Raw genomic sequence first — 19084 nt, 5'->3', positions numbered from 1 at the left:
CGCCGACCTGCTGTGATGTGATCCGTGCGGCGAAAGGGTCTTGTCCGGCGCCGGTCACCGGGCGATCCCCGGGTGCATCGCGTGAGGACGGCCCGACTCCCCTCGTCATGTCCTCCACCCTGCGCCGTGGGTCCGCGCACCGCCACGGCGAGCGCCGGGGTCCGTCCCCCCCATGCTCCGAAAGTTCCGTACACATGCAGAAGACCAAAGCCGCTCTGTGGGAATTCCTCCAAGGGCTCGGCAAGACGTTCATGCTCCCGGTGGCCCTGCTCGCGTTCTGCGGCATCATCCTGGGCATCGGATCATCGCTGTCCAGCGAGGCCGTCACCGACAACCTCCCCTTCCTGAAGGCCGAGGGCTTCCACCTGGTCTTCACCTGGATGGCCAACACCGGGCTGGTCGCCTTCTCCTTCCTGCCCGTCCTGTTCGCGATGGCGATCCCGCTCGGACTCGCCCGTGAGGACAAGGGGGTCGCGGCCTTCTCGGGCTTCGTCGGCTTCGCGGCCATGAACCTCGCCGTGAACTTCTTCCTCACCGCGAAGGGCGTCGACCTCGACGACGCCAAGGTGATCGAGCACTACGGCGTAGCCGACGTGCTGGGCGTGCAGTCCATCGATACGGGACTCCTCGGAGCCGTGGCCGTTGGCATCGTTGTCAGCCTCCTCCACCAGCGCTTTCGTGCCCAGCGCATGCCTGACGCGCTGGCCTTCTTCGGCGGGCTGCGCTTCGTCCCGATCGTCTCGGCCCTCGTCCTGAGCGTGCTCGGTCTGCTCATCCCCCTGGTGTGGCCGACCTTCAACGGCTGGATCACCGCGGTGGGCCGCGGCATCGGGCACACGGGTGTCTTCGGGCCGTTCTTCTTCGGCATGGGCGAGGTGCTGCTGCGGCCGATCGGGCTGCACCACATCCTCGTGGCGATGTTCCGGTTCACGGACGTCGGCGGCTCCGGGACCGTGTGCGGGGACAGCGTCTCCGGCGCGCTGAACATGTTCTACGCGCACCTCGACTGCGCGGCCCCGCCGAACGGCGCGGTCACCGATGCGACGCACTTCCTCTCCCAGGGCAAGATGGCTTCCTACCTGGGCGGCCTGCCGGGTGCCGCGCTCGCGATCTACCACTGCGCCAGGCGTGAGATGCGCCCGGAGATCAAGGCCCTCCTCGTGTCCGGCGTGGTCGCCTGCGTGGTCGGCGGAATCACGGAACCGCTGGAGTTCCTGTTCCTCTTCGTCGCCCCCTGGCTGTACGCGATCCACGCGGTCCTCGTGGGACTCGGCTTCCTCACGGCCGCCCTGCTCGGCGTCTTCATCGGCAACACCGACGGCAACGTCATCGACTGGCTGGTCTTCGGCGTCCTCCAGGGGACGACGACCAAGTGGTACCTCGTGCCGGTGATCGCGGCGGTGTGGTTCGCCGTGTACTACTTCCTGTTCCGCTGGGCCATCACCCGCTTCGACCTCAAGACCCCCGGCCGCGAGGACGAGCCCGAGCAGGACGGCGGGGACGACGAGGGCGCGGAGCCCGACGGGCAGCACGGATCCGCCGCGTCCGCCGGGCGGCCCGAGCCCGTCCGGGAACTGATCGCGGGGAAGTACGACGCGGTCGCCATCCTCGAGGCGATCGGGGGGTCCGGCAACATCGAGTCCCTCGACAACTGCATCACCCGCCTGCGTATGACGGTCCAGGACGCCGAACTGGTCGACGGGGCACGGCTGAAGAAGCTCGGAGCCGTGGGGGTCGTCAAGCTCGACGCCCACAACGTGCAGGTCATCATCGGGCCGCAGGTCCAGTCCGTGAAGGACGCCGTCGCCACCATGCTCCCGGCGGGCCGGTCATGACGTCCGCCCCTTCCCGGGCGGCCGGTGAGGCCGGGCGGGCTCCCTGCGCGTTCGACGCCGTCGTGGACCGGCACGGCACCTGGTGCACCCAGTGGGACTACGTCGAGGACCGCTTCGGTGTGCCGGACCTGCTGCCGTTCACGATCTCCGACATGGACTTCGAGACGGCCCCGGAGATCACGGCCGCGCTGCGGGGCCGACTCGACCACGGTGTGCTCGGCTACTCGCGCTGGCGGCAGGAGGACTTCCTCTCCGCGATCACGCACTGGTACGCCTCACGGCACGCGGCGTCCGTGGACCCCGGGTCGATCGTGTACGCCCCGTCCGTCATGTACCAGGTCTCCCTGCTGCTGCGCCTCTGGTCCCGCCCCGGCGACGGCGTGGTCGTCCACACGCCCATGTACGACGCCTTCCCCAGGACGGTGGCGGCGCACGGCAGGGAACTGCGTGAGTGCCCGCTCGACGACTGGGCGGAGTTCGAGCGGCTCCTCGCGCTCCCCGACACGGCGGTCCTGCTGCTCTGCTCACCGCACAACCCGACGGGCAGGGTCTGGACGGCGGACGAACTGGACCGCATGGCCGGACTCTGCGCCCGGTACGGCGTGGCCGTCGTCAGCGACGAGATCCACTCGGATCTGGCCCATGCCCCGCACGTCCACCGCACCTGGGTGGAACACGGGGGTGACGGCCGCTGGGCCGTGGTCACCTCCGCTTCCAAGTCGTTCAACATTCCCGCGCTGACCGGAAGTTACGGGATCATCCGCGACACGGCCTCGCGCGACGCCTACCTCCGGCAGCTCAAGGAGGCTGACGGCCTCTCCTCGCCGGCGGTGCTCTCGCTGGTCGGCCACATCGCCGCGTACCGGGAGGGAGCGCCGTGGCTGGACGACCTGCGCGGCTATCTCGCGGGCAACCTCGCGATGGTCGCCGACCGGTTGCACGAGTCCTTTCCGCAGCTCGGCTGGGAGCCTCCGCACGCGGGGTACCTCGCCTGGATCGACCTGCGGCCGCTGGGCGTCGACGACGACGAACTGCAGCGCGAACTCGTCGAGGTGGAGAAGGTGGCCATCATGCCGGGTTCGGCGTACGGCTCGGCCGGCCGGGTCCGGCTGAACGTCGGCTGCCCCCGTTCGAAGGCCGAGGCGGGAGTGGACGCCCTGGTCAGGGCGCTGCGACGGCTCACATCGGCGGGGGAGGAGCCGTACCCGGCCTGACCACCCGGGAAGACCGGACGGGGGCCTGCGGACGGTCGACCGTACGCAGGCCCCCGCGTGCCGTCAGGAACCGGGCCTGGCGCGGGCTTTGGCGCTCACGCGGCGGGCCTGCGCGCGGCGTACGCCCCGGCCCCGGCCGCCAGCAGGATCACGCAGCCCGTGAAGACCAGTCCCGCCTCACGCAGCCCCAGCCAGGTGGCGAGCGCCCCGACGCCCACCACCGGCACGGAGATCCCGGTGTAGGCGACGACGAAGAACGCCGAGATCGTCCCGCCGCGGTGCTCCGGCGGCGCCGCGCCGCTGACCAGCGTGAGCGCCCCGCGGAAGGCCAGCCCCTGGCCCGTACCGCCGCACAGGGCGCCGAGGACGAGCAGGAGCAACGACTCGGCGAGGAGCGAGGACGCCACGAGCAGCAGGCCCACGATCAGGATGCCGCACCCGGTGGGGAGCGCGCGGCGGGCGCTGATCCACCGCGTCAGGTACTGCCCGAAGGTCGACGCGAGGAACACCGAGAACACCACGGCGCCGGACACGGCGAGGTTGTGCACGTCCAGCGTCTGCGCGGCGAAGGTGGGCGCCACCGCCGTGAACAGCCCCAGCAGCGCGAAGCCCGCGAACGCCGCCACCGAGGCGGACGCGAACACCCTCTTCACCTCCGGGGGCACGGACACCCCCTGAGGAGCCGGCCGCGGCCACCGCTTGGGAGCCTGCACCGTCTCGGGCAGGAGCCAGGTGATCACGCACGCGACGGCCACGAGTCCCAGATGGACCCAGAACGGCAGGGACAGCGGCCAGGAGCTGTACTGTGCCAGGACGCCCGAGAGCAGCGGGCCGCAGCCGAGGCCGCCCATGTTCGCGGCCGTCGCCGCGAACCCCGCCCGTGCCTTCTGCCCGGGGCCCGCCAGTTCGATGACGGCCGCGGTCGCCGCACCGCTGAGCAGGCCGGCCGCGCACCCGGACAGCACTCTGCCCGTGAAGAGCAGCGGCAGGCCCCTCTCCAGCAGGAAGCATCCCGCGCTCGCCGCCGACAGCGCCATCGCGCACAGCAGGACCGGCCGCCGGCCGACCGCGTCCGAGTAGTTCCCCACCAGCAGGAGCACCGTGATGACCGCCAGCGCGTACACCGCGAAGACGATCGTCACCAGCAGTTCGGAGAACCCGATCTGCTCCTGGTACAGGCCGTACAGCGGTGTGGGCAGGGTCGTACCGGCCATCCCGATGGCGAACACCGCGGCCGCCGCCGCGTAGCCCGGCCGTCGGGCACCGCCCGTCCTCGTTCCGTCCTCGCGCACGTTCACGCGGGTCACCCTACGAGCGCCACCTCTCCGCGGCCGTCCCCCGCAGCGCCCGGCGCGCCGCCCCGGCCGGTCACCGGTCCGCGGAACGTCCGGCCGGGCCGCCCGGACGCGGTACGGCGCCACGCGGCCTCCGGGCGTACTGCGCGGCCTGCGTGGTGAACATGGCGGCGTAACGCCCCCGGGCGGCCATGAGTTCGTGATGGCTGCCGTGCTCGGTGAGGCGGCCCCGGTCGAGTACGTAGATGGTGTCCGCCTCCCGGACACCCGACATGCGATGGGTCACGAGGACGACCGCCCGGTCCGGTCCGGCCAGTCGGCGGACCGCGTCGAAGGCGGCGATCTCGGCCTCGGGGTCGAGTGCCGAGGTGGGTTCGTCGACGATGAGGACACTGTCGGCCCGGCCGGTCACCGTGCGCCAGTGGGTGCGGGCCAGCCCCAGCTTCTGCCATTCGCCCCCGGAGAGTTCGGACGCCCCGCGGAAGACGCGGGCCAGGAGGGTGTCCAGGCCGCGGGGGAGTTTCGCGAGCACCGGGGAGGCCCCCGCGTAGTCGACCGAGGGGCGCAGGTCCTCGTGTCCGGCGTGCCGGTGGGGGCGCCCGATGCGGATGTTGAGGCCCGCGGTCACCGGCCACCGCTGGAAGTCCTGGGTGAGCAGCGCCACCCGGTCGAACACCTGTGACCGGTCGAGGGCGGACAGTTCGGCCGGGCCCCAGCGCACCGTGCCGCTCTGCGGGAGCAGCAGCCCGGCGAGCACCTTCATCAGGGTGCTCTTGCCCGAGCCGTTCTCACCCACGACGGCCGTCACCGAGCCCATCGGAAGGGTCATCGAGACGCCGTCCAGCGCCGGGTCCTCGCGTTCCGGATAGCGGTAGGTGACCTTGTCCAGCACGACCTGGCCCACCCGTTCCGGCAGGTCCTCCCCGCCTTCGGGGATCGACCGGCGCGCGGCTCCGGCCAGGAACCGGTCGTGGTCCCGTACGTACAGGCTCTCCTCGTGCAGCTGGTTGACGTTCATCACCAGGGCGCCCAGACTCGCCGAGCCCGCCCGCACCGCGATCACCGCGGTGCCGGCGACGGCCAGACCCATGTGGCCCGTCATGATCAGCCAGATCATCACGCCGTACGTACAGGTCGTCGCCAGCCCGGACAGTGCGGCGGCCGCCAGCTCCGTCATCGCCTTCCCGTTCGCCAGCCGCTTCTGCTCGGCCTCGGCGCTCAGCGCCATGACACGGTACTTGTCGAGCAGGAAGGCGCCGACGCCGTGGATCCGGACCTCCTGGGCCGCGCTGCGCTCCGTCAGCAGACTCCCGATCAGACGGCCGGCCCGGATGTGCTCCACCCACGTCATGACCGACACGTACCGCTGCTGTGCCACCCGCATGGCGCCCCAGCCGCGCGGTGCCGCGATCAGCAGCAGCATCGGAAGGAGGGCCGGGTGCAGGACGGTCAGGATGCTCGCCGTCGCGACCAGCGAGATCGTGCCGTTCAGCGCGGCCACGCACGCCCCGATCATGCGCCGTGCCGACGCCGCGCCGTACTGGGCCACGTCGATCAGCCGGCGGAACTCCGGGTCCTCGATGGCCTCCAGTTCCACCGTCGTGGCCGCGGCCAGGTACTCGGTGGTCGCGATCCGTTCGACCAGTGGCTCCAGACGGCCGGCCCGGGAGGTGGAGAGCCCGGCGAGAGCGGCGTTGGCCACCGCGACGACGGCGGCGACGACCAGCGCGGGCACCGCCGCGCGCAGCCTGTCGGCGGGGTCCCCGCCGCCGAGCAGTGCGTGCATCACGGAGTTGACCGCCAGGAGGCCCACGGCCGCCGCGATGCCCTGCCCCACCTCGCTGACGCCGACGACGAGAAGCGCCGGCCGGTCGGCCGTCCACGCCCGGCGCAGCGTGCTCGCCACCAGGCGGGGCATCGCCCTGATCGCCGAGAGCATCGTGAGCTCCAGCCGGGCGCTCTCGTGCTCGGAGAAGCCCATGTCGTAGCGCAACGGTCCGCCGAACAGCTCCTGTTCGGCCTCGGAGACCGCGGGCTCGACCACCCGGACCCGCCGGAACAACTTCCTCAACTGCTGCCTCCTCGGGCGGGGTTCGTCCGTCCGGCACCAGGCGTGAGGAGCCCCCGGCAGGCCGCGGGCGACCATGCCCCGTCGCTGGACGGCCACGCCCCCTCGCCGGACGCCCCGGCGCGTGCCGGGCCCCCTGCCCGTAGACGATCCCCGGCGCGAGCCCCGGAGACCAGACGGCCGGGCACGCCCGCCGAAGCGAAGCGCGCAACAGGGGGGCGCGCGGGGGGTGCGTGGCGGCGGACGCGGGGCCGCGGCCCGAACGCGGCCCGAACGCGGGGCCGCGGCCCGGCTTCGGCGCACCCCCGTCGGGCGTGCCCGAAGCCGGGCCGTCCGGGGATCAGGCGTCGCGCCATCCTCCGTCGACGCGCAAGGTCGTGCCGTTGATGTACCCGGCCCCGGCGCCCGCGACGAACGCCACCAGCCGGGCGTAGTCCCCGGGGCGGCCGATCCGCCCGGAGTCGTTCGGTGCCAGGTTGTCGACGACATGCGGTTCGATCTCGTCCCAGGTGTCGCCCCAGCCCTTCTCCCGGCCGAGGTCGGTGAGCATCCTCCGGGTGGCGGGGACGAGGATGCCGCCTGCCGCCACCGCGTTCGACGTGACGCCGGTGTGGGCCAGCTCGCGGGCGAGCGAGGCCGCGAGGTTGTCCCTGGCGGCGTTGGACGCGGCGTAGTGGGGCTGACTCGCCTGGGGCAGGTGGCCCGTGACGCTGCTGATCTGGATCACCCGTCCCCAGCGGCGTTCCCGCATGGCCGGCACGAGGCGCTGGATCATGCGTACGCCGGCGATGACGTTGATGTTGTAGATGTCCGCCCACGCGGAGGACGGCGTGCCGCCCCAGTCGGCCGCGGGATCGTAGACACCGGCGTTGTTGACCAGGATGTCCACCGGTCCGCCCGCGAGCGCCGCCGCCGCGACCGCGTCCGCACCGGTGTCCGTCCCGATGTCTCCGATCGCCACGGTGGCGCTTCCGCCGGCTCCGCGGACGGCCTTCGCGACCGCCTCGGCCCGGACCTCGTCCCGCCCGTGCACCACGACGGCCGCCCCCTCGGCCGCCAGCCGCTCCACGATCTCCGCACCGAGGCCCGCGCTCGACCCCGTGACGAGCGCGCGCCTGCCTTCCAGTTCAAGGTTCATCGGACTGTTTCCCTTCTGACGGACGATTCACGACGGCCGCCCCCTCCGGAATCGCGGAGTGCGGGGCGCGTCGGGTCCACGGTGCGCCAAAGGAAATGGACCGGCAAGTCCAGAAAAGGGGGGCTGCCCGCTCACGCCGTGCGGTGCAGCAGGAAGGCCAGCAGCCCCTCCAGCTCGCGCGCGGACTCCTGGGCGAGCGGCACGCTCCGCAGGCAGGCCCGGGCGGCGTCGAGGTGGCGGCGGGCCTCCGCCACCGTGGCGGCGCGGCCTCCAAGGGCATCGACCAGCGCCGCCGCCTCCTCGGCGCGCTGCCCGTCGAGGGGGCGCGCGGAGTCCAGGAGCGCGAGCAGGTCCCCTGCGCCGACCGGGTCCGCGGCGAGCGCGGCCAGCACGGGGAAGGTCTTCTTGTGCTGCCGCAGATCGCTGTGCACGGGCTTCCCCGTCACCACGGGATCGCCCCAGATGCCGAGCAGATCGTCGACGGCCTGGAAGGCCACTCCCAGATGGCGCCCCGCCAGTCCGAGTGCGGTGACGGTCCCGGCGGGAGCGCCGCCCGTCAGCGCGCCGAGCGCCGCGGCGCAGCCCAGCAGGGTCCCCGTCTTGAGCTCCGCCATGGCCCGGTACTCGTCCGGACGGACCGCCTCGGGACCCGTCCAGGGGCGGGACTCGAAGAGCAGATCCTGCGCCTGGCCGCGTACCAGTTCGCCGAGCGTCTCCGCCAGGCGTCCGACGGCCGCGCCCGCCCGGGGGCCCGGCACCTCCGCTAGAACCTGCACGGCGAGGGCGAGGAGCGCGTCGCCCGCGAGCACGGCGGGCCCGGTGCCGTACGCCTTCCACACGGTCTCCCGTCGGCGCCGCGTGCCGTCCCCGTCCATGATGTCGTCGTGCATCAGCGAGAAGGCGTGGACCAGTTCGACCGCGACCGCGCCGGCCACGGCACTCTCCCCGGGTGCGCCGACGGCCTCGGCGCACAGCACGGCGAGAGTCTGACGGAGACCCTTGCCCTCGGCGGACGGAACCCTCGCCCGGCCCCCGGCCTCGCACCAGCCGAGCGAGAAGGCCGCCATCTCACCGGTCCACGGGTGGAGCCGGGCTATCGCGGCGGACAGTGAGGGCCGCACCAGTCCGCGGCAACGGGTCAGAGTGCGCGCGGCCCCGGCCGCCGGCGGCGCGGTGTCCGAGGGGCCGTTGGCCGTCCGGGCGGCCGCGCCCCCCGCCCGAGCGGTCATCGGGGAGCTCATCGCGCCGCCGCCCCCTCGGCGTCTGTGTCCTCGGCAGGAAGGGGCCCCACCCCGAGCTCCTCCGTCGCCCTGTCGACCATGTCCCGTGCGTGCCGCAGGCCGATCCGGTCCAGGGTCTCCCGCAGATCGGCCAGTTCGGCCGCCGTCTCGGCCGGGTCCCGCCCGAGCCGGGCCAGCGACTTGGCCAGGCCGAGCCTCGCGAGCGCGGTCCCGCGCGGTTCGGCCATCTCCCGGAACTCCGCGAGAGCCAGCGCGTAGTCGTCGCGGGCCCGGGCGTAACGCGCCGCCCGGTAACGCACGTTGCCGCGCATCTTGTGGTTGTACGCCAGCGCACTGGACAGCTTCATCTCGCGGCACACCGACTCCGCCTCGGCGAGCAGGGCCAGCGCGCGGTCCACATCCCCGTCGCGCACGGACACCACATCGGCGATCCCGCGCAGCGCCCACGCCCGCCCCCGCCGGTCGTCGGCCCGGGCCGCCGTGTCCGCGGCCTCCTCGAAGAGCGCCAGCGCCCGGTCGTACGACCCCGTGTTCCGGTGCATCTGGGCTATGCCCTCCAGCGCCCACACCGTGTGCCTGGCCTCTCCGCGCCTCCGCGCCTCGGCCAGCAGTTGTTCGTGCAGTTCACCGACGGCCTGGTAGTCGCCCTGGATGCGTCCGGTCTCCGCGAGGCCGGCCAGCGAGTAGCCGCGCACCACCACGTCACCGCCGCGTTCGCCGAGTCCGGCCGCGAGCCCGAGCAGCCGGTAGGCCAGGGCGAGCGAGCCCTTCTGCCGGGCGAGCGTGCCGCCGCTCCACAGCGCCCACGCCATCGCCCCGGTGTCCCCGGCCGAGCGCGCCGCGCGGTAACTCGCCTTCCAGGCGCGGTCGGCGTCCGTCACGCGCCCCAGCCGCCGGTACGCCTCCGCCACCGCGAGCCCGCACCGCGCCACGTCCCCCGGCCGCCCCGCCCGCTCGGCCGCACGCAGTTCCTCGAGCCCCTTCGCCAGCACGTCGGTGAGCGAGGAGTTCACCGACAAGGAGCCGAGCGCGCCCTGGTATTCGGGGGCGAACGCCTTGTCCGTCGGTCGTTGCTGCAGAGTCACCCGTGTCACCTGTTCCACTCGCCCGTCCTCGGATTCCGTCGTCCCGGCGGTGGTCGGCCGCGGGGATGATCACGACGCTACGAAGCGGTGCGGGGTAGCCGAATCCCTCTGCGTACGGGTCCTGCGCGTGGTACCTGAGTGCCACCGGGAAGGGCCCGGTCTCGTCAGCGCGACGGACGACGCGACACCGCCGGCCGCTCGCCCCGCCGCGCCAAGTGGCCCTGGCGCAACGGCTGGTACGGTCGGTCGCCGGTGACGGCGAACGGGGCGGGATGGACACGACCGAGGTGACGCCCGAGGTCCGTGAGCGGCTGGCCGTGCGCTTCGGGCCGGAGGCGCACGCCTGGTGCGACCGGCTGCCGACGCTGGTGGAGCGGCTGTCCGACCGCTGGGGACTGGACGTCCACGAGGCGGGCGGCGGCGGCACGTCGCGCGTCTTCCGCTGCACACGGCGGGAGGACGGAACCCTCGTACGGCTGAAGCTGACCCCGGATCCCGTCGTCGCCGCAGAGGAGGCCGAGGGGCTCGCGGCCTGGGCCGGTACGGCGTCCGTCGTCACCCTCCTGGCGGAGGACCCGGGGAGCGGGGCGCTGCTCCTCGCGGAGGTCCGGCCCGGGACACCGGTACTGGAGGCGGGCTGGAGCCTGCCGCAGGTGGGCGCTCTGCTGCGTGGCCTGCGGATGCCCGCGGCGGTCCCTCGACGAGCCTCGGTGCTGCGGCCGCTCGCCCGTCGAGTGGAGTTCCTGTTCGAACTGACCGCTCGCAGAGCGGCTCACGCCGGCCCGCACCTCGCTCTCGACCGGACCGTATGCGAACGGTCACGTGAAGCCGCCCTGCGCCTGGCGAGCAGCGGACCCATGGGACTCGTCCACGGCGACCTGCACCCGGGCAACGTGCTCACGGGCCCCGAGGGGCGCGCCGTCGCGATCGATCCCCGGCCGGCGCTCGGCGATCCGGACTTCGACGCCGTGGACTGGGTCCTGGCGGGAGCCGAGGAGATGGCCGGGCTGACGGCCGGGATCGACGGGCTCGCGAGGCTGGTCCCGGGCTTGTCGCAGGACCGCGTACTGGCCTGGTGCCGCGCCCTCGCCGTGCTGGAGGCGGTCCCGAGACTCCGCACGGGGCGGGACGATCCGACGACCCGCTTCCTGCTGAGCCTGGGCCGCCCCTGAACGGCCGCCCTCGAACGGCACCTCAGGACCGGCCGGTGCTTCGCCCCGCGTGCGGGCCGGTGCCGGGGCGCGGGCGTCGGCTACGTGCCCGTGCCGACCGGTTCCACCGTGATGCGCGGCGTGGAGTCCGCGCCCGCAGGGACGACGACGGAGAGGGGCATGCGGTGCGCGTGCGTCTCGTTCGGTGGAGTCACGACCGCCGAGGTGAACGCGACGCCGGAGCCGCTGCTGTCGTCCGGCGGGAAGTGGACGGGAAAGCCGGTGCCCTCCCCGGGCGCCAGCGTGACCACCGGAACAGGCCGGTCCCCGCGCGCGGCGCTCACGGTGCCGTCCTTGCCGCTCAGATCCAGGCCGGGGAATCCGTGCATCGTGCAGGTGGTGGAGCCGGCGTTCTTCAGGTTGATCAGTACCTCGCCCTCCGCCCTTCCGCCGGAGCTGCTGAACGTCAGTTGCGAGGTCCGGCAGAAGCTGCCCTCGGCTGCCGAGGAGCCGTCGGCGGAGGCGGACGCCTGGGCGTCTCCCGCCTCGGGCCCCCGGCTCCCGGGTGCGGCGGTGTCACCCGGACTCGTGGCGCCGCTCGGACTCCCGGCGGCGCTCGGACTCCCCGCGCCACCCGGGCTCCCCGCGCCACCCGGGCTCCCGGTGGCGCTCGGACTCGCCGCGGCGCCGGCCCCGGAGGACGTCTTCGCCGACGCGCCCGGGTGCGCACCGCCGCCCGCTCCGCCCCCGGTACAGGCGCTGAGCGAAAAGACCGCCGCGACCGCGGCGACGAGGACGGCGGACGTCTTCTGAAGGTGCATGAGTTCCCCTCGGTGAGGCACCGGTTGCTCCGTACGAGCACGTGCATGCCTGATACACGCGAGTTTGCCGCAGGTGGCCGCCCGCCGGCCGGAGGTCACCGCGCACGGACGGCCATCTGCCGGCCCGCCACCGCGAGGGCTCGTGCCCGCCCGACACCCCCGCCATGTGCGTCGAACGGCGGTTCGCCCGGATGCGGAGGGGCGCCCCGGCGGGCAACGTGGGGGAGTGCCGCACCCGCCGAGAACCCAGTGGATCCCCGTAGGCCTCATCGTGCTGGCCGTGGTGATCGACCTGGTCACCCCGCACGACGTCACGTCCGCGCCGCTCCTGATAGCGGCACCGGTCGCGGCGGCGCCGCTCTTCGGGGTGCGCGGGATCATCGGGACCGGTGTGACGGCGATGATCGTCCACGCCTTCCTCGCACGCCTCGACGGCACCTTCGGCTGGCGTGCGGGCCTGGCCAACCAGATCACCCTGGCGGCGGTCACCGCCCTCGCCGTCCTGATCCACCGCACGCTGCGCACACAGGACGCCCGCGCGAGGCGCGCGCAGCACGTCGCCGCCGTCGCCCAGCACGCCGTGCTGCCCAGGCCGCCGTCACGTCTGGGCGACCTGCACATCGACGCGCGGTACGTGCCGGCCGAGAGCGAGGCCCTGATCGGAGGGGACCTGTACGTGGTGCAGAGCACCCCGTTCGGCATCCGCGTCATGGTCGGCGACGTACGGGGCAAGGGGCTCGGCGCGGTCAGCGCCGTCAGCGCCGACCTCGGCGCCTTCCGGTACGCGGCGGACGAGGCCGAGGACCTCCCGCAGCTGGTGACGAGGCTGGAACGGGCCCTCCTGCGAGAGGGCGGCCGCCGCGGAGGCCAGCAGCAGGCGGAGGGGTTCACCACCGCGCTCATCGTGGAGTTCTCCACGGACCTGGAGACCCTGCGTCTGGTCAACCGCGGCCATCCGCCTCCCGTGCTCCTGGACGCCCGGGGGCGGGCCACCCTTCTGGACGCCTCCGAGGAGGCGCCGCCGCTCGGCATGAGCGACCTCGGCGTCTGGTCCGCCCCGGTGGACAGCCATGCCTTCCCGGCCGGTTCCACCCTGCTCTGCTACACCGACGGAATCACCGAGTCCCGGGACGCCGCCGGAAGCTTCTACGATCCCGTCGCCCGTCTGCCCCTCGCCCTCGGCCGCCGCACGCGCTCCGGCGGCCACCTCGCGCCCGGACAGATCCTCGACGCGCTCATCCAGGACGTCAGGCGGCACATCGGCGGCCGGCCCAAGGACGACCAGGCGCTCCTCGCCCTGCACCGCGCCCACGCCGGACGCGAACCCCCGCCGCACCGGCCCGCCCCGGCCGCCGCTCCGGGGTGAGGGGTCCGGCCGGGGCATCCGACCCGTTTGTCCCGCTGTGGGATGGACATGATCCCGTGCGTGACGAAGAGCCCTGACGCATTGACATGGGCGCTGAAGAGCGAGCGCCCCGAGCCGGCCGGCTACCTGACGGTGAGCTGCCGTACCTACGTCCAGCCCGACGGCAAGGACTCCCGGTGGGACATCCTCCACGGCTCGCCCACGGTCGCCCTCGTCGCCTTCACGGAGGACGGGCGGGGCGTTCTCGTACGCCAGTTCCGTCCCGGGCCCGGCAAGGTCCTGGCGGAGCTCCCGGGCGGCATGGTCGAGCCCGGTGAGGAGGTGCTGGACGCGGCGGCGCGCGAACTGCTCGAGGAGAGCGGATACCGGGCGGGGACGCTGGAGATCTTCCTGAGGACGTACCTGGCGTCCTACGCGACCCACGTGCGGTACGGGGTGCTGGCGCGCGGCTGCCGGAAGGTCTCCGAACCCACACCCGACGCCGAGGAGTTCGTCGAGCCGTTCACCCTGGAGCAGGACGCGTTCGTCGCCCATCTGCTGGGCGGCGAGTACACCGACGCGGACATGGGCCACGCCGGACTCCTCGCGGCCGGACTGCTCGTCAGGAAGGACTGAACCACGGCCGCCGCCGCACCGGGCGGCCCGCCCCGATGTGCGCCCGGCCCACGTGCGGCCCAGACTCGGATCATGCGCAAGCACAGAGGCCCTCCGGGCCCCGGCCAGGACCCCGCCGGGGCCCGGGACGGACAGGGCACGGCCAGTCAGACCCTCGCTCTCGCGGCGATGCTGTTCGCCGTGTCGATGACCTTCATCGACCAGACCATCGTCGCCATCGCCGCGCCGAGCATCATCGACGAACTCGGTCTCTCGGCCTCGGGGATGCAATGGGTCGTCAACGCCTACCTGCTCTCCCTTGCCGCCTTCTTCGCACTCGGCGGGCGCCTCGCCGACATCATGGGGCACCGCCGGGTGATGCTGACCGGCACGCTCGTCTTCGTCGTCTCCTCGGTGCTCTGCGGATGCGTGCCCACCGGCGATTTCGCCCAGGAGTGGCTCATCGTCTTCCGCGCCACCCAGGGGTTCGGCGCGGCGCTCCTGTTCCCCGCGGCTCTCGCCGTCGTCATCTCCGTCTTCCCGGTCGAGCGGCGCGGACGTGCGCTGGCGCTCTTCTTCGGACTGTCGGGGGCGCTCACCGCCGTCGGGCCGCTGCTCGGCGGCTGGCTGACGGACTGGACGTGGCGCGCGATCTTCTGGGTGAACGTGCCGGTCGCCGTCGTCGCACTGGTCCTCGCCGCCCTGGCCCGCATCCCCGAGGAACGCAGGCGCGAGCGGCTCGACGTACCCGGCGCGGTCCTCGTCGCCGTCGGGATGGGGCTGAGCGTGCTCGGCTTCCAGCAGGCCTCGGCGTGGGGCTGGAGCAGCGCGGCCACCTGGGCCTGCATCGTGGGCGGCCTCGCCGTGCTCGCGGTGTTCTGCCGGTACGAGCTCGGGGTGGCCGAGCCCCTCATCACCCTGCGGGTCTTCCGCGACCGGGCGTTCACCGTCGACTCCCTCGTGCTGTTCTTCGCGATGACGGCCTTCGTCCCCGTGTTCTTCTTCGCCTCCGTCTACGCGCAGGTCTCCCTGAGCGCCTCGCCGAACCAGGCCGCGCTGTACCTGCTGTACTTCTTCATCGGCTTCGGAATCGCGTCCCAGTGGGGCGGCCGGATCCTGGACCGGCGGGGGGCCCGGCCGGCGATGAAGCTGGGCACGGCCCTCGGCGCGGTCGGATTCGCCCTGTGGGCGGGCAAGCTGACCGACCTCTCGATCCACGACCAGTGGCCGTACGCCGCGCTCGCCGGTGCGGGCATCGGCTTCCTCCTGGCCCCGGCCTCCACCGACGCGGTCAACCGGTCGATCGGCGCGTCGTACGGCGAGGTCACGGGCATCACCCAGACCCTGCGCAACTACGCGGCCAGCATCGGCATCGCGGTGTTCGGCACCGTCCTGACGCACGTGACCACCGACAAGGTCGTCGAGACCCTCACCTCGAAGGGCGTGCCGGACGGACCCGCCCGCGAGGCGGCCCGGTCGGTCGCGGAGGCGGTCACCGGACACGCGGACGCGAAGGAACCGGGCGGCGACGGGCGGATCGCCGCCCTGATGCGGGACTCGATGGACGCCGTCAGGATGGATTTCGCCGAGGCGAACCAGTGGGTCTTCAACGGGATGGCCATCGCGCTCGCCATCGCCTTCCTCTGCTCGTTGTGGCACCCCGGGACCCGGGTCACGGCGGACACCGCGACGGACACGCCCGCCGCACCGGACCCGGACCCGAAGCCCCGGGAGCCGGAAGCCGGCTGACGGCGCGAGCCGGACCCGCGCTCCCGGTGACCGGCCCGGGGGTGTGCGGCCGCCGTCGCGGGGGAGGCGTAACGCATGCACTCATGGACCCTCGACGACATGCCCGACCTCTCCGGCACCACCGCGGTGGTCACCGGTGCCAACAGCGGAATCGGGGCGGTGACCGCGCTCGTCCTGGCACGGTCCGGCGCCAGGACCATCCTCGCCTGCCGTGATCGCGAGCGCGGACGGTGCGCGCTGGAGGCCGTGCGCCGCGCCGCGCCGCGATCGGACACCCGGCTCGTCGCGCTCGACCTGGCGGACCTGTCGGCCGTCGAGGAGGCCGCCGGCCGGATCGCCAAGGAGACCGACGGCAGGCTCGACCTCCTGGTGAACAACGCGGGCGTGATGGCCCTGCCCCTGCTGCGCACCGCCGACGGGTTCGAGATGCAGTTCGGCACCAACCACCTCGGCCACTTCGCGCTCACGCTGCACCTCATGCCGCTCCTCGGGGCCGGCGGTCCCTCCCGGGTCGTGACCCTCTCGTCGCTCGCCCACCGCATCGGCCGCATCGACTTCGACAACCTCAACGCCGAACGCGGATACGACAAGTGGCGTGCCTACGCGCAGTCGAAGCTGGCCAACCTGCTCTTCACCGCGGAACTCCAACGCAGGGCGGACGCGGCGGACAAGCAGGTGCTCGCGCTGGCCGCCCACCCCGGTCTGTCCGCGACGGAGCTGGGGCAGGCGGGCCCGCGCCTGGCCGGACGGACCTGGGCGGCGAAGCTCGAACGCGCCACACGCGTCTTCACGCAGCCGGCCTCCGCCGGAGCCCTGCCCACGCTGTACACGGCCACGGTGCCGGACGCGCCCGGCGGGAGCTACTACGGTCCCCGGCTGCTCGGCGAGACCAGGGGCGCACCGGGACCCGCGCGCATGTCGGCGCGCGCCCAGGACATGAACATGGCGCTGGCACTGTGGCAGGAGTCGGTCTGCCTGACCGGGATCGCCGGTGACGTCATCTGACGACGACGGCCCTCCACGCGGCGGCGCGGCAGAGCGCGACGCGGGTGGGGGCCTCCCGGCCGTCCGGCCGGGAGGCCCCCCGACGAGCCGCCGCCGAGTGAGGCGTGTCTCACCGGGCCGCCGCCGCTTGCTATGCAACAAGTTGCACAGCACGATCGGGGCATGGCGCTCGAACACGCGATCCTCGTCTCCCTGCTGGAGAAGCCCGGCTCCGGCTACGAGCTCGCCCGGAGGTTCGAGCGGTCCATCGGCTACTTCTGGACCGCCTCGCACCAGCAGATCTACCGAGTCCTCAAACGCATGGAGGGCGACGGCCTGCTCGACGTCCGCGACGTCCCGCAGGAGCGCCGCCCCGACAAGCGCGAGTACTCCGTCGCGGATCCCGGCCGCGCCGTCCTCTCCGCGTGGCTGCACGAACCGATCGAACCCGAGAGCATCCGTCACGACCTCGCCGTGAAGATCCGGGGGGCGGCCTTCGACGACCCGGCCGCCCTGCTCCGCGAGGTCGAGCGCCACCACGCGGCGCACAGCGACCGCCTCACGCACTACCTCGCCGGGGAGCTGCGCGACTTCACCGGTCCCGGCGCCCCGGCACCGCTCGACCCCGGCCAGGAGCTGCAGCACGTGGTGCTGCGCGGCGGCATCGCCTACGAGCGCATGACCGTGGCCTGGCTCGACGACGTGCTCGCCACCCTCCGACGGCTCGGCGGCACCCCGCCCCGCGCCTGAACCGCCCCGCCCCCTCCCGTCCCCGATCCTCCGGAAGGCGTATCACCATGGCCGACCCGCTGCTGTTCAACCCGCGTACCTACGATCCGGCGCACTTCGACCCCGAGACCCGCAGGCTGCTCCGCGCCACCGTCGACTGGTTCGAGGACCGCGGCAAGCGCCGGCTCATCGAGGACTACCGGTCGCGCGCCTGGCTGGGGGACTTCCTCGCGTTCGCGTCCAAGGAAGGGCTGTTCGCCACCTTCCTCACCCCCGCGTCCGACGCGAGCCGGGACGGCCAGCGCTGGGACACGGCCCGGATCGCCGCCCTGAACGAGATCTTCGGGTTCTACGGGCTCGACTACTGGTACGCCTGGCAGGTGACCATCCTGGGCCTCGGCCCGGTCTGGCAGAGCGACAACGCCGCCGCCCGCAGCAGGGCCGCGGACCTCCTGGCCCAGGGGGAGGTGTTCGCCTTCGGCCTGTCCGAGAAGGCGCACGGCGCCGACATCTACTCCACCGACATGCTGCTGGAGCCCGACGGCGACGGCGGGTTCCTCGCCACCGGATCCAAGTACTACATAGGCAACGGCAACGCCGCCGGGCTCGTCTCCGTCTTCGGCCGCCGCACCGACGTGGAGGGCCCGGACGGCTACGTCTTCTTCGCGGCGGACAGCCGCCACCCCGCCTACCACCTGGTGAAGAACGTCGTCGACTCCTCCAAGTACGTGAGCGAGTTCCGCCTCGACGCCTACCCGGTCTCGGCAGACGACGTCCTGCACACGGGGCGGGATGCCTTCGACGCCGCCCTCAACACGGTCAACGTGGGCAAGTTCAACCTCTGCACGGCCTCGATCGGCATCTGCGAGCACGCGATGTACGAGGCAGTCACCCACGCCCACACGCGCATCCTGTACGGGCGTCCCGTGACGGCCTTCCCGCACGTGCGCCGGGAGCTCGCCGACGCCTACGTCCGGCTCGTCGGCATGAAGCTGTTCAGTGACCGCGCCGTCGACTACTTCCGCTCGGCCGGCCCGGACGACCGGCGGTACCTCCTGTTCAACCCGATGACCAAGATGAAGGTGACCACGGAGGGCGAGCGCGTCATCGACCTCATGTGGGACGTCATCGCGGCCAAGGGCTTCGAGAAGGACACCTACTTCGCGCAGGCCGCCGTCGAGATCCGCGGCCTGCCGAAGCTCGAGGGCACCGTCCACGTCAACCTCGCCCTCATCCTGAAGTTCCTGCGCAACCACCTGCTGGACCCGGTCGCCCACGAGCCCGTGGGTACGCGCGCGGACGCTGCCGACGACGCGTTCCTCTTCCGGCAGGGGCCCGCGCGCGGTCTCGGTTCCGTGAGGTTCCACGACTGGCGGCCCGCGTACGACGCCTACGCGGCGGTACCCAACGTCGCCCGCTTCAGGGAGCAGGCCGACGCCCTGTGCGAGTTCGTCACCCACCACGCACCCGACGAGGAGCAGAGCCGCGACCTGGACCTCCTGCTGTCCGTGGGGCAGCTCTTCGCCCTCATGGTGCACGGCCAGCTGATCCTGGAGCAGGCCCGCCTGACCGACCTGGACGAGGACGTGCTCGACGAACTGTTCTCCGTCCTCGTGCGCGACTTCTCCGCGTACGCCGTCGAACTGCACGGCAAGGACTCGGCCACCGGGGCGCAGCAGGACTGGGCCGTCGCCGCCGTGCGGCGTCCCGTCGTCGACGGCGCCCGCTCGGCCCGGATATGGGAGCGCGTCGAAGCCCTCGCGGGTGCGTACGAGATGGCTCCGTAGGAGGGAACGCCGCCGCCCCCTCCGCCG

The 19084-nt window shown here is 72.9% G+C and carries 15 protein-coding genes; 9 read left to right on the top strand and 6 right to left on the bottom strand.

The window, feature by feature from the left end; translation table 11 throughout:
- Positions 1-194: 194 nt before the first annotated feature.
- Positions 195-1835 (top strand): maltose/glucose-specific PTS transporter subunit IIBC, encoded by a 1641-nt coding sequence (gene malX, locus OHT61_RS03160; protein ID WP_329034839.1) that lies wholly within the window; start codon positions 195-197, stop codon positions 1833-1835.
- Entirely contained in the window at positions 1832-3049 is a 1218-nt protein-coding gene (locus OHT61_RS03155) for a MalY/PatB family protein (protein ID WP_329034837.1), read from the top strand. Before malX ends, OHT61_RS03155 begins: the two co-directional genes overlap by 4 nt.
- A 95-nt stretch (positions 3050-3144) precedes the next feature.
- Here OHT61_RS03155 and OHT61_RS03150 read toward each other — a convergent pair whose 3' ends face one another.
- From OHT61_RS03150 to OHT61_RS03130, 5 genes are all read right to left on the bottom strand, one after another.
- The gene (locus OHT61_RS03150; protein ID WP_443049353.1) at positions 3145-4347 is read right to left on the bottom strand and encodes an MFS transporter; all 1203 of its coding nucleotides are present in this window, start codon (positions 4345-4347) and stop codon (positions 3145-3147) included.
- A 70-nt stretch (positions 4348-4417) separates the two neighbouring features.
- Positions 4418-6415 carry an ABC transporter ATP-binding protein gene (locus tag OHT61_RS03145; RefSeq protein WP_329034836.1) on the bottom strand — a complete coding sequence of 666 codons (1998 nt, stop codon included), beginning with the start codon at positions 6413-6415 and terminating at the stop codon, positions 4418-4420.
- Positions 6416-6752: 337 nt separating this feature from the next.
- Entirely contained in the window at positions 6753-7550 is a 798-nt protein-coding gene (locus tag OHT61_RS03140; RefSeq protein ID WP_329034834.1) for an SDR family NAD(P)-dependent oxidoreductase, read from the bottom strand.
- Between the two features lie 131 nt (positions 7551-7681).
- Complete coding sequence (locus tag OHT61_RS03135) at positions 7682-8779, bottom strand: polyprenyl synthetase family protein (protein ID WP_329034833.1); 1098 nt, start codon at positions 8777-8779, stop codon at positions 7682-7684.
- An 8-nt stretch (positions 8780-8787) separates the two neighbouring features.
- Positions 8788-9876: a tetratricopeptide repeat protein gene (locus tag OHT61_RS03130; RefSeq protein ID WP_329034830.1), complete on the bottom strand. Its 1089-nt coding sequence runs from the start codon at positions 9874-9876 to the stop codon at positions 8788-8790.
- Between the two features lie 272 nt (positions 9877-10148).
- On the opposite strand from OHT61_RS03130, the gene OHT61_RS03125 reads away from it, so the two are divergent.
- On the top strand, positions 10149-11048 hold the full coding sequence (locus tag OHT61_RS03125; RefSeq protein ID WP_329034828.1) for an aminoglycoside phosphotransferase family protein: 900 nt from the start codon (positions 10149-10151) through the stop codon (positions 11046-11048).
- Positions 11049-11128: 80 nt separating this feature from the next.
- On the opposite strand, the gene OHT61_RS03120 is transcribed toward OHT61_RS03125, so the two are convergent.
- A complete protein-coding gene (locus tag OHT61_RS03120; RefSeq protein ID WP_329034826.1) occupies positions 11129-11848 on the bottom strand; it encodes a DUF4232 domain-containing protein in 720 nt (239 codons plus the stop codon).
- 226 nt (positions 11849-12074) lie between these two features.
- Between OHT61_RS03120 and OHT61_RS03115 the strand changes: the two genes are divergently transcribed.
- The 6 genes from OHT61_RS03115 to OHT61_RS03090 all read left to right on the top strand — a co-directional run bounded on the left by OHT61_RS03115 (position 12075) and on the right by OHT61_RS03090 (position 19057).
- Positions 12075-13214: a PP2C family protein-serine/threonine phosphatase gene (locus tag OHT61_RS03115; protein WP_329034824.1), complete on the top strand. Its 1140-nt coding sequence runs from the start codon at positions 12075-12077 to the stop codon at positions 13212-13214.
- A gap of 60 nt (positions 13215-13274) precedes the next feature.
- Positions 13275-13829: an NUDIX hydrolase gene (locus tag OHT61_RS03110; protein ID WP_329034822.1), complete on the top strand. Its 555-nt coding sequence runs from the start codon at positions 13275-13277 to the stop codon at positions 13827-13829.
- 72 nt (positions 13830-13901) lie between these two features.
- Positions 13902-15557: an MFS transporter gene (locus OHT61_RS03105; protein ID WP_443049352.1), complete on the top strand. Its 1656-nt coding sequence runs from the start codon at positions 13902-13904 to the stop codon at positions 15555-15557.
- A 75-nt stretch (positions 15558-15632) separates the two neighbouring features.
- Positions 15633-16562, top strand: a complete 930-nt coding sequence (locus OHT61_RS03100; RefSeq protein ID WP_329034821.1) for an oxidoreductase — start codon at positions 15633-15635, stop codon at positions 16560-16562.
- A 162-nt stretch (positions 16563-16724) separates the two neighbouring features.
- Complete coding sequence (locus OHT61_RS03095) at positions 16725-17291, top strand: PadR family transcriptional regulator (protein WP_329034820.1); 567 nt, start codon at positions 16725-16727, stop codon at positions 17289-17291.
- Positions 17292-17338: 47 nt separating this feature from the next.
- Positions 17339-19057 (top strand): acyl-CoA dehydrogenase family protein, encoded by a 1719-nt coding sequence (locus OHT61_RS03090; protein WP_329034819.1) that lies wholly within the window; start codon positions 17339-17341, stop codon positions 19055-19057.
- Positions 19058-19084 lie beyond the last annotated feature (27 nt).

The sequence above is a fragment of the Streptomyces sp. NBC_00178 genome, assembly GCF_036206005.1.
In the GTDB taxonomy this organism is placed as follows: Bacteria; Actinomycetota; Actinomycetes; order Streptomycetales; family Streptomycetaceae; genus Streptomyces.
Note: the sequence above shows the minus strand (reverse complement) of the source record. Positions and strands in the feature narration are given on the sequence as shown.

What these genes read in the sequence shown, in the direction of transcription:
- malX (WP_329034839.1), top strand. Translation starts at nt 195, where the DNA reads ATGCAGAAGACCAAAGCCGCTCTGTGGGAATTCCTCCAAGGGCTCGGC.
- OHT61_RS03155 (WP_329034837.1), top strand. Translation starts at nt 1,832, where the DNA reads ATGACGTCCGCCCCTTCCCGGGCGGCCGGTGAGGCCGGGCGGGCTCCC.
- OHT61_RS03140 (WP_329034834.1), bottom strand. Translation starts at nt 7,550, where the DNA reads ATGAACCTTGAACTGGAAGGCAGGCGCGCGCTCGTCACGGGGTCGAGC.
- OHT61_RS03135 (WP_329034833.1), bottom strand. Translation starts at nt 8,779, where the DNA reads ATGACCGCTCGGGCGGGGGGCGCGGCCGCCCGGACGGCCAACGGCCCC.
- OHT61_RS03125 (WP_329034828.1), top strand. Translation starts at nt 10,149, where the DNA reads ATGGACACGACCGAGGTGACGCCCGAGGTCCGTGAGCGGCTGGCCGTG.
- OHT61_RS03120 (WP_329034826.1), bottom strand. Translation starts at nt 11,848, where the DNA reads ATGCACCTTCAGAAGACGTCCGCCGTCCTCGTCGCCGCGGTCGCGGCG.
- OHT61_RS03105 (WP_443049352.1), top strand. Translation starts at nt 13,902, where the DNA reads ATGCGCAAGCACAGAGGCCCTCCGGGCCCCGGCCAGGACCCCGCCGGG.
- OHT61_RS03100 (WP_329034821.1), top strand. Translation starts at nt 15,633, where the DNA reads ATGCACTCATGGACCCTCGACGACATGCCCGACCTCTCCGGCACCACC.
- OHT61_RS03095 (WP_329034820.1), top strand. Translation starts at nt 16,725, where the DNA reads ATGGCGCTCGAACACGCGATCCTCGTCTCCCTGCTGGAGAAGCCCGGC.
- OHT61_RS03090 (WP_329034819.1), top strand. Translation starts at nt 17,339, where the DNA reads ATGGCCGACCCGCTGCTGTTCAACCCGCGTACCTACGATCCGGCGCAC.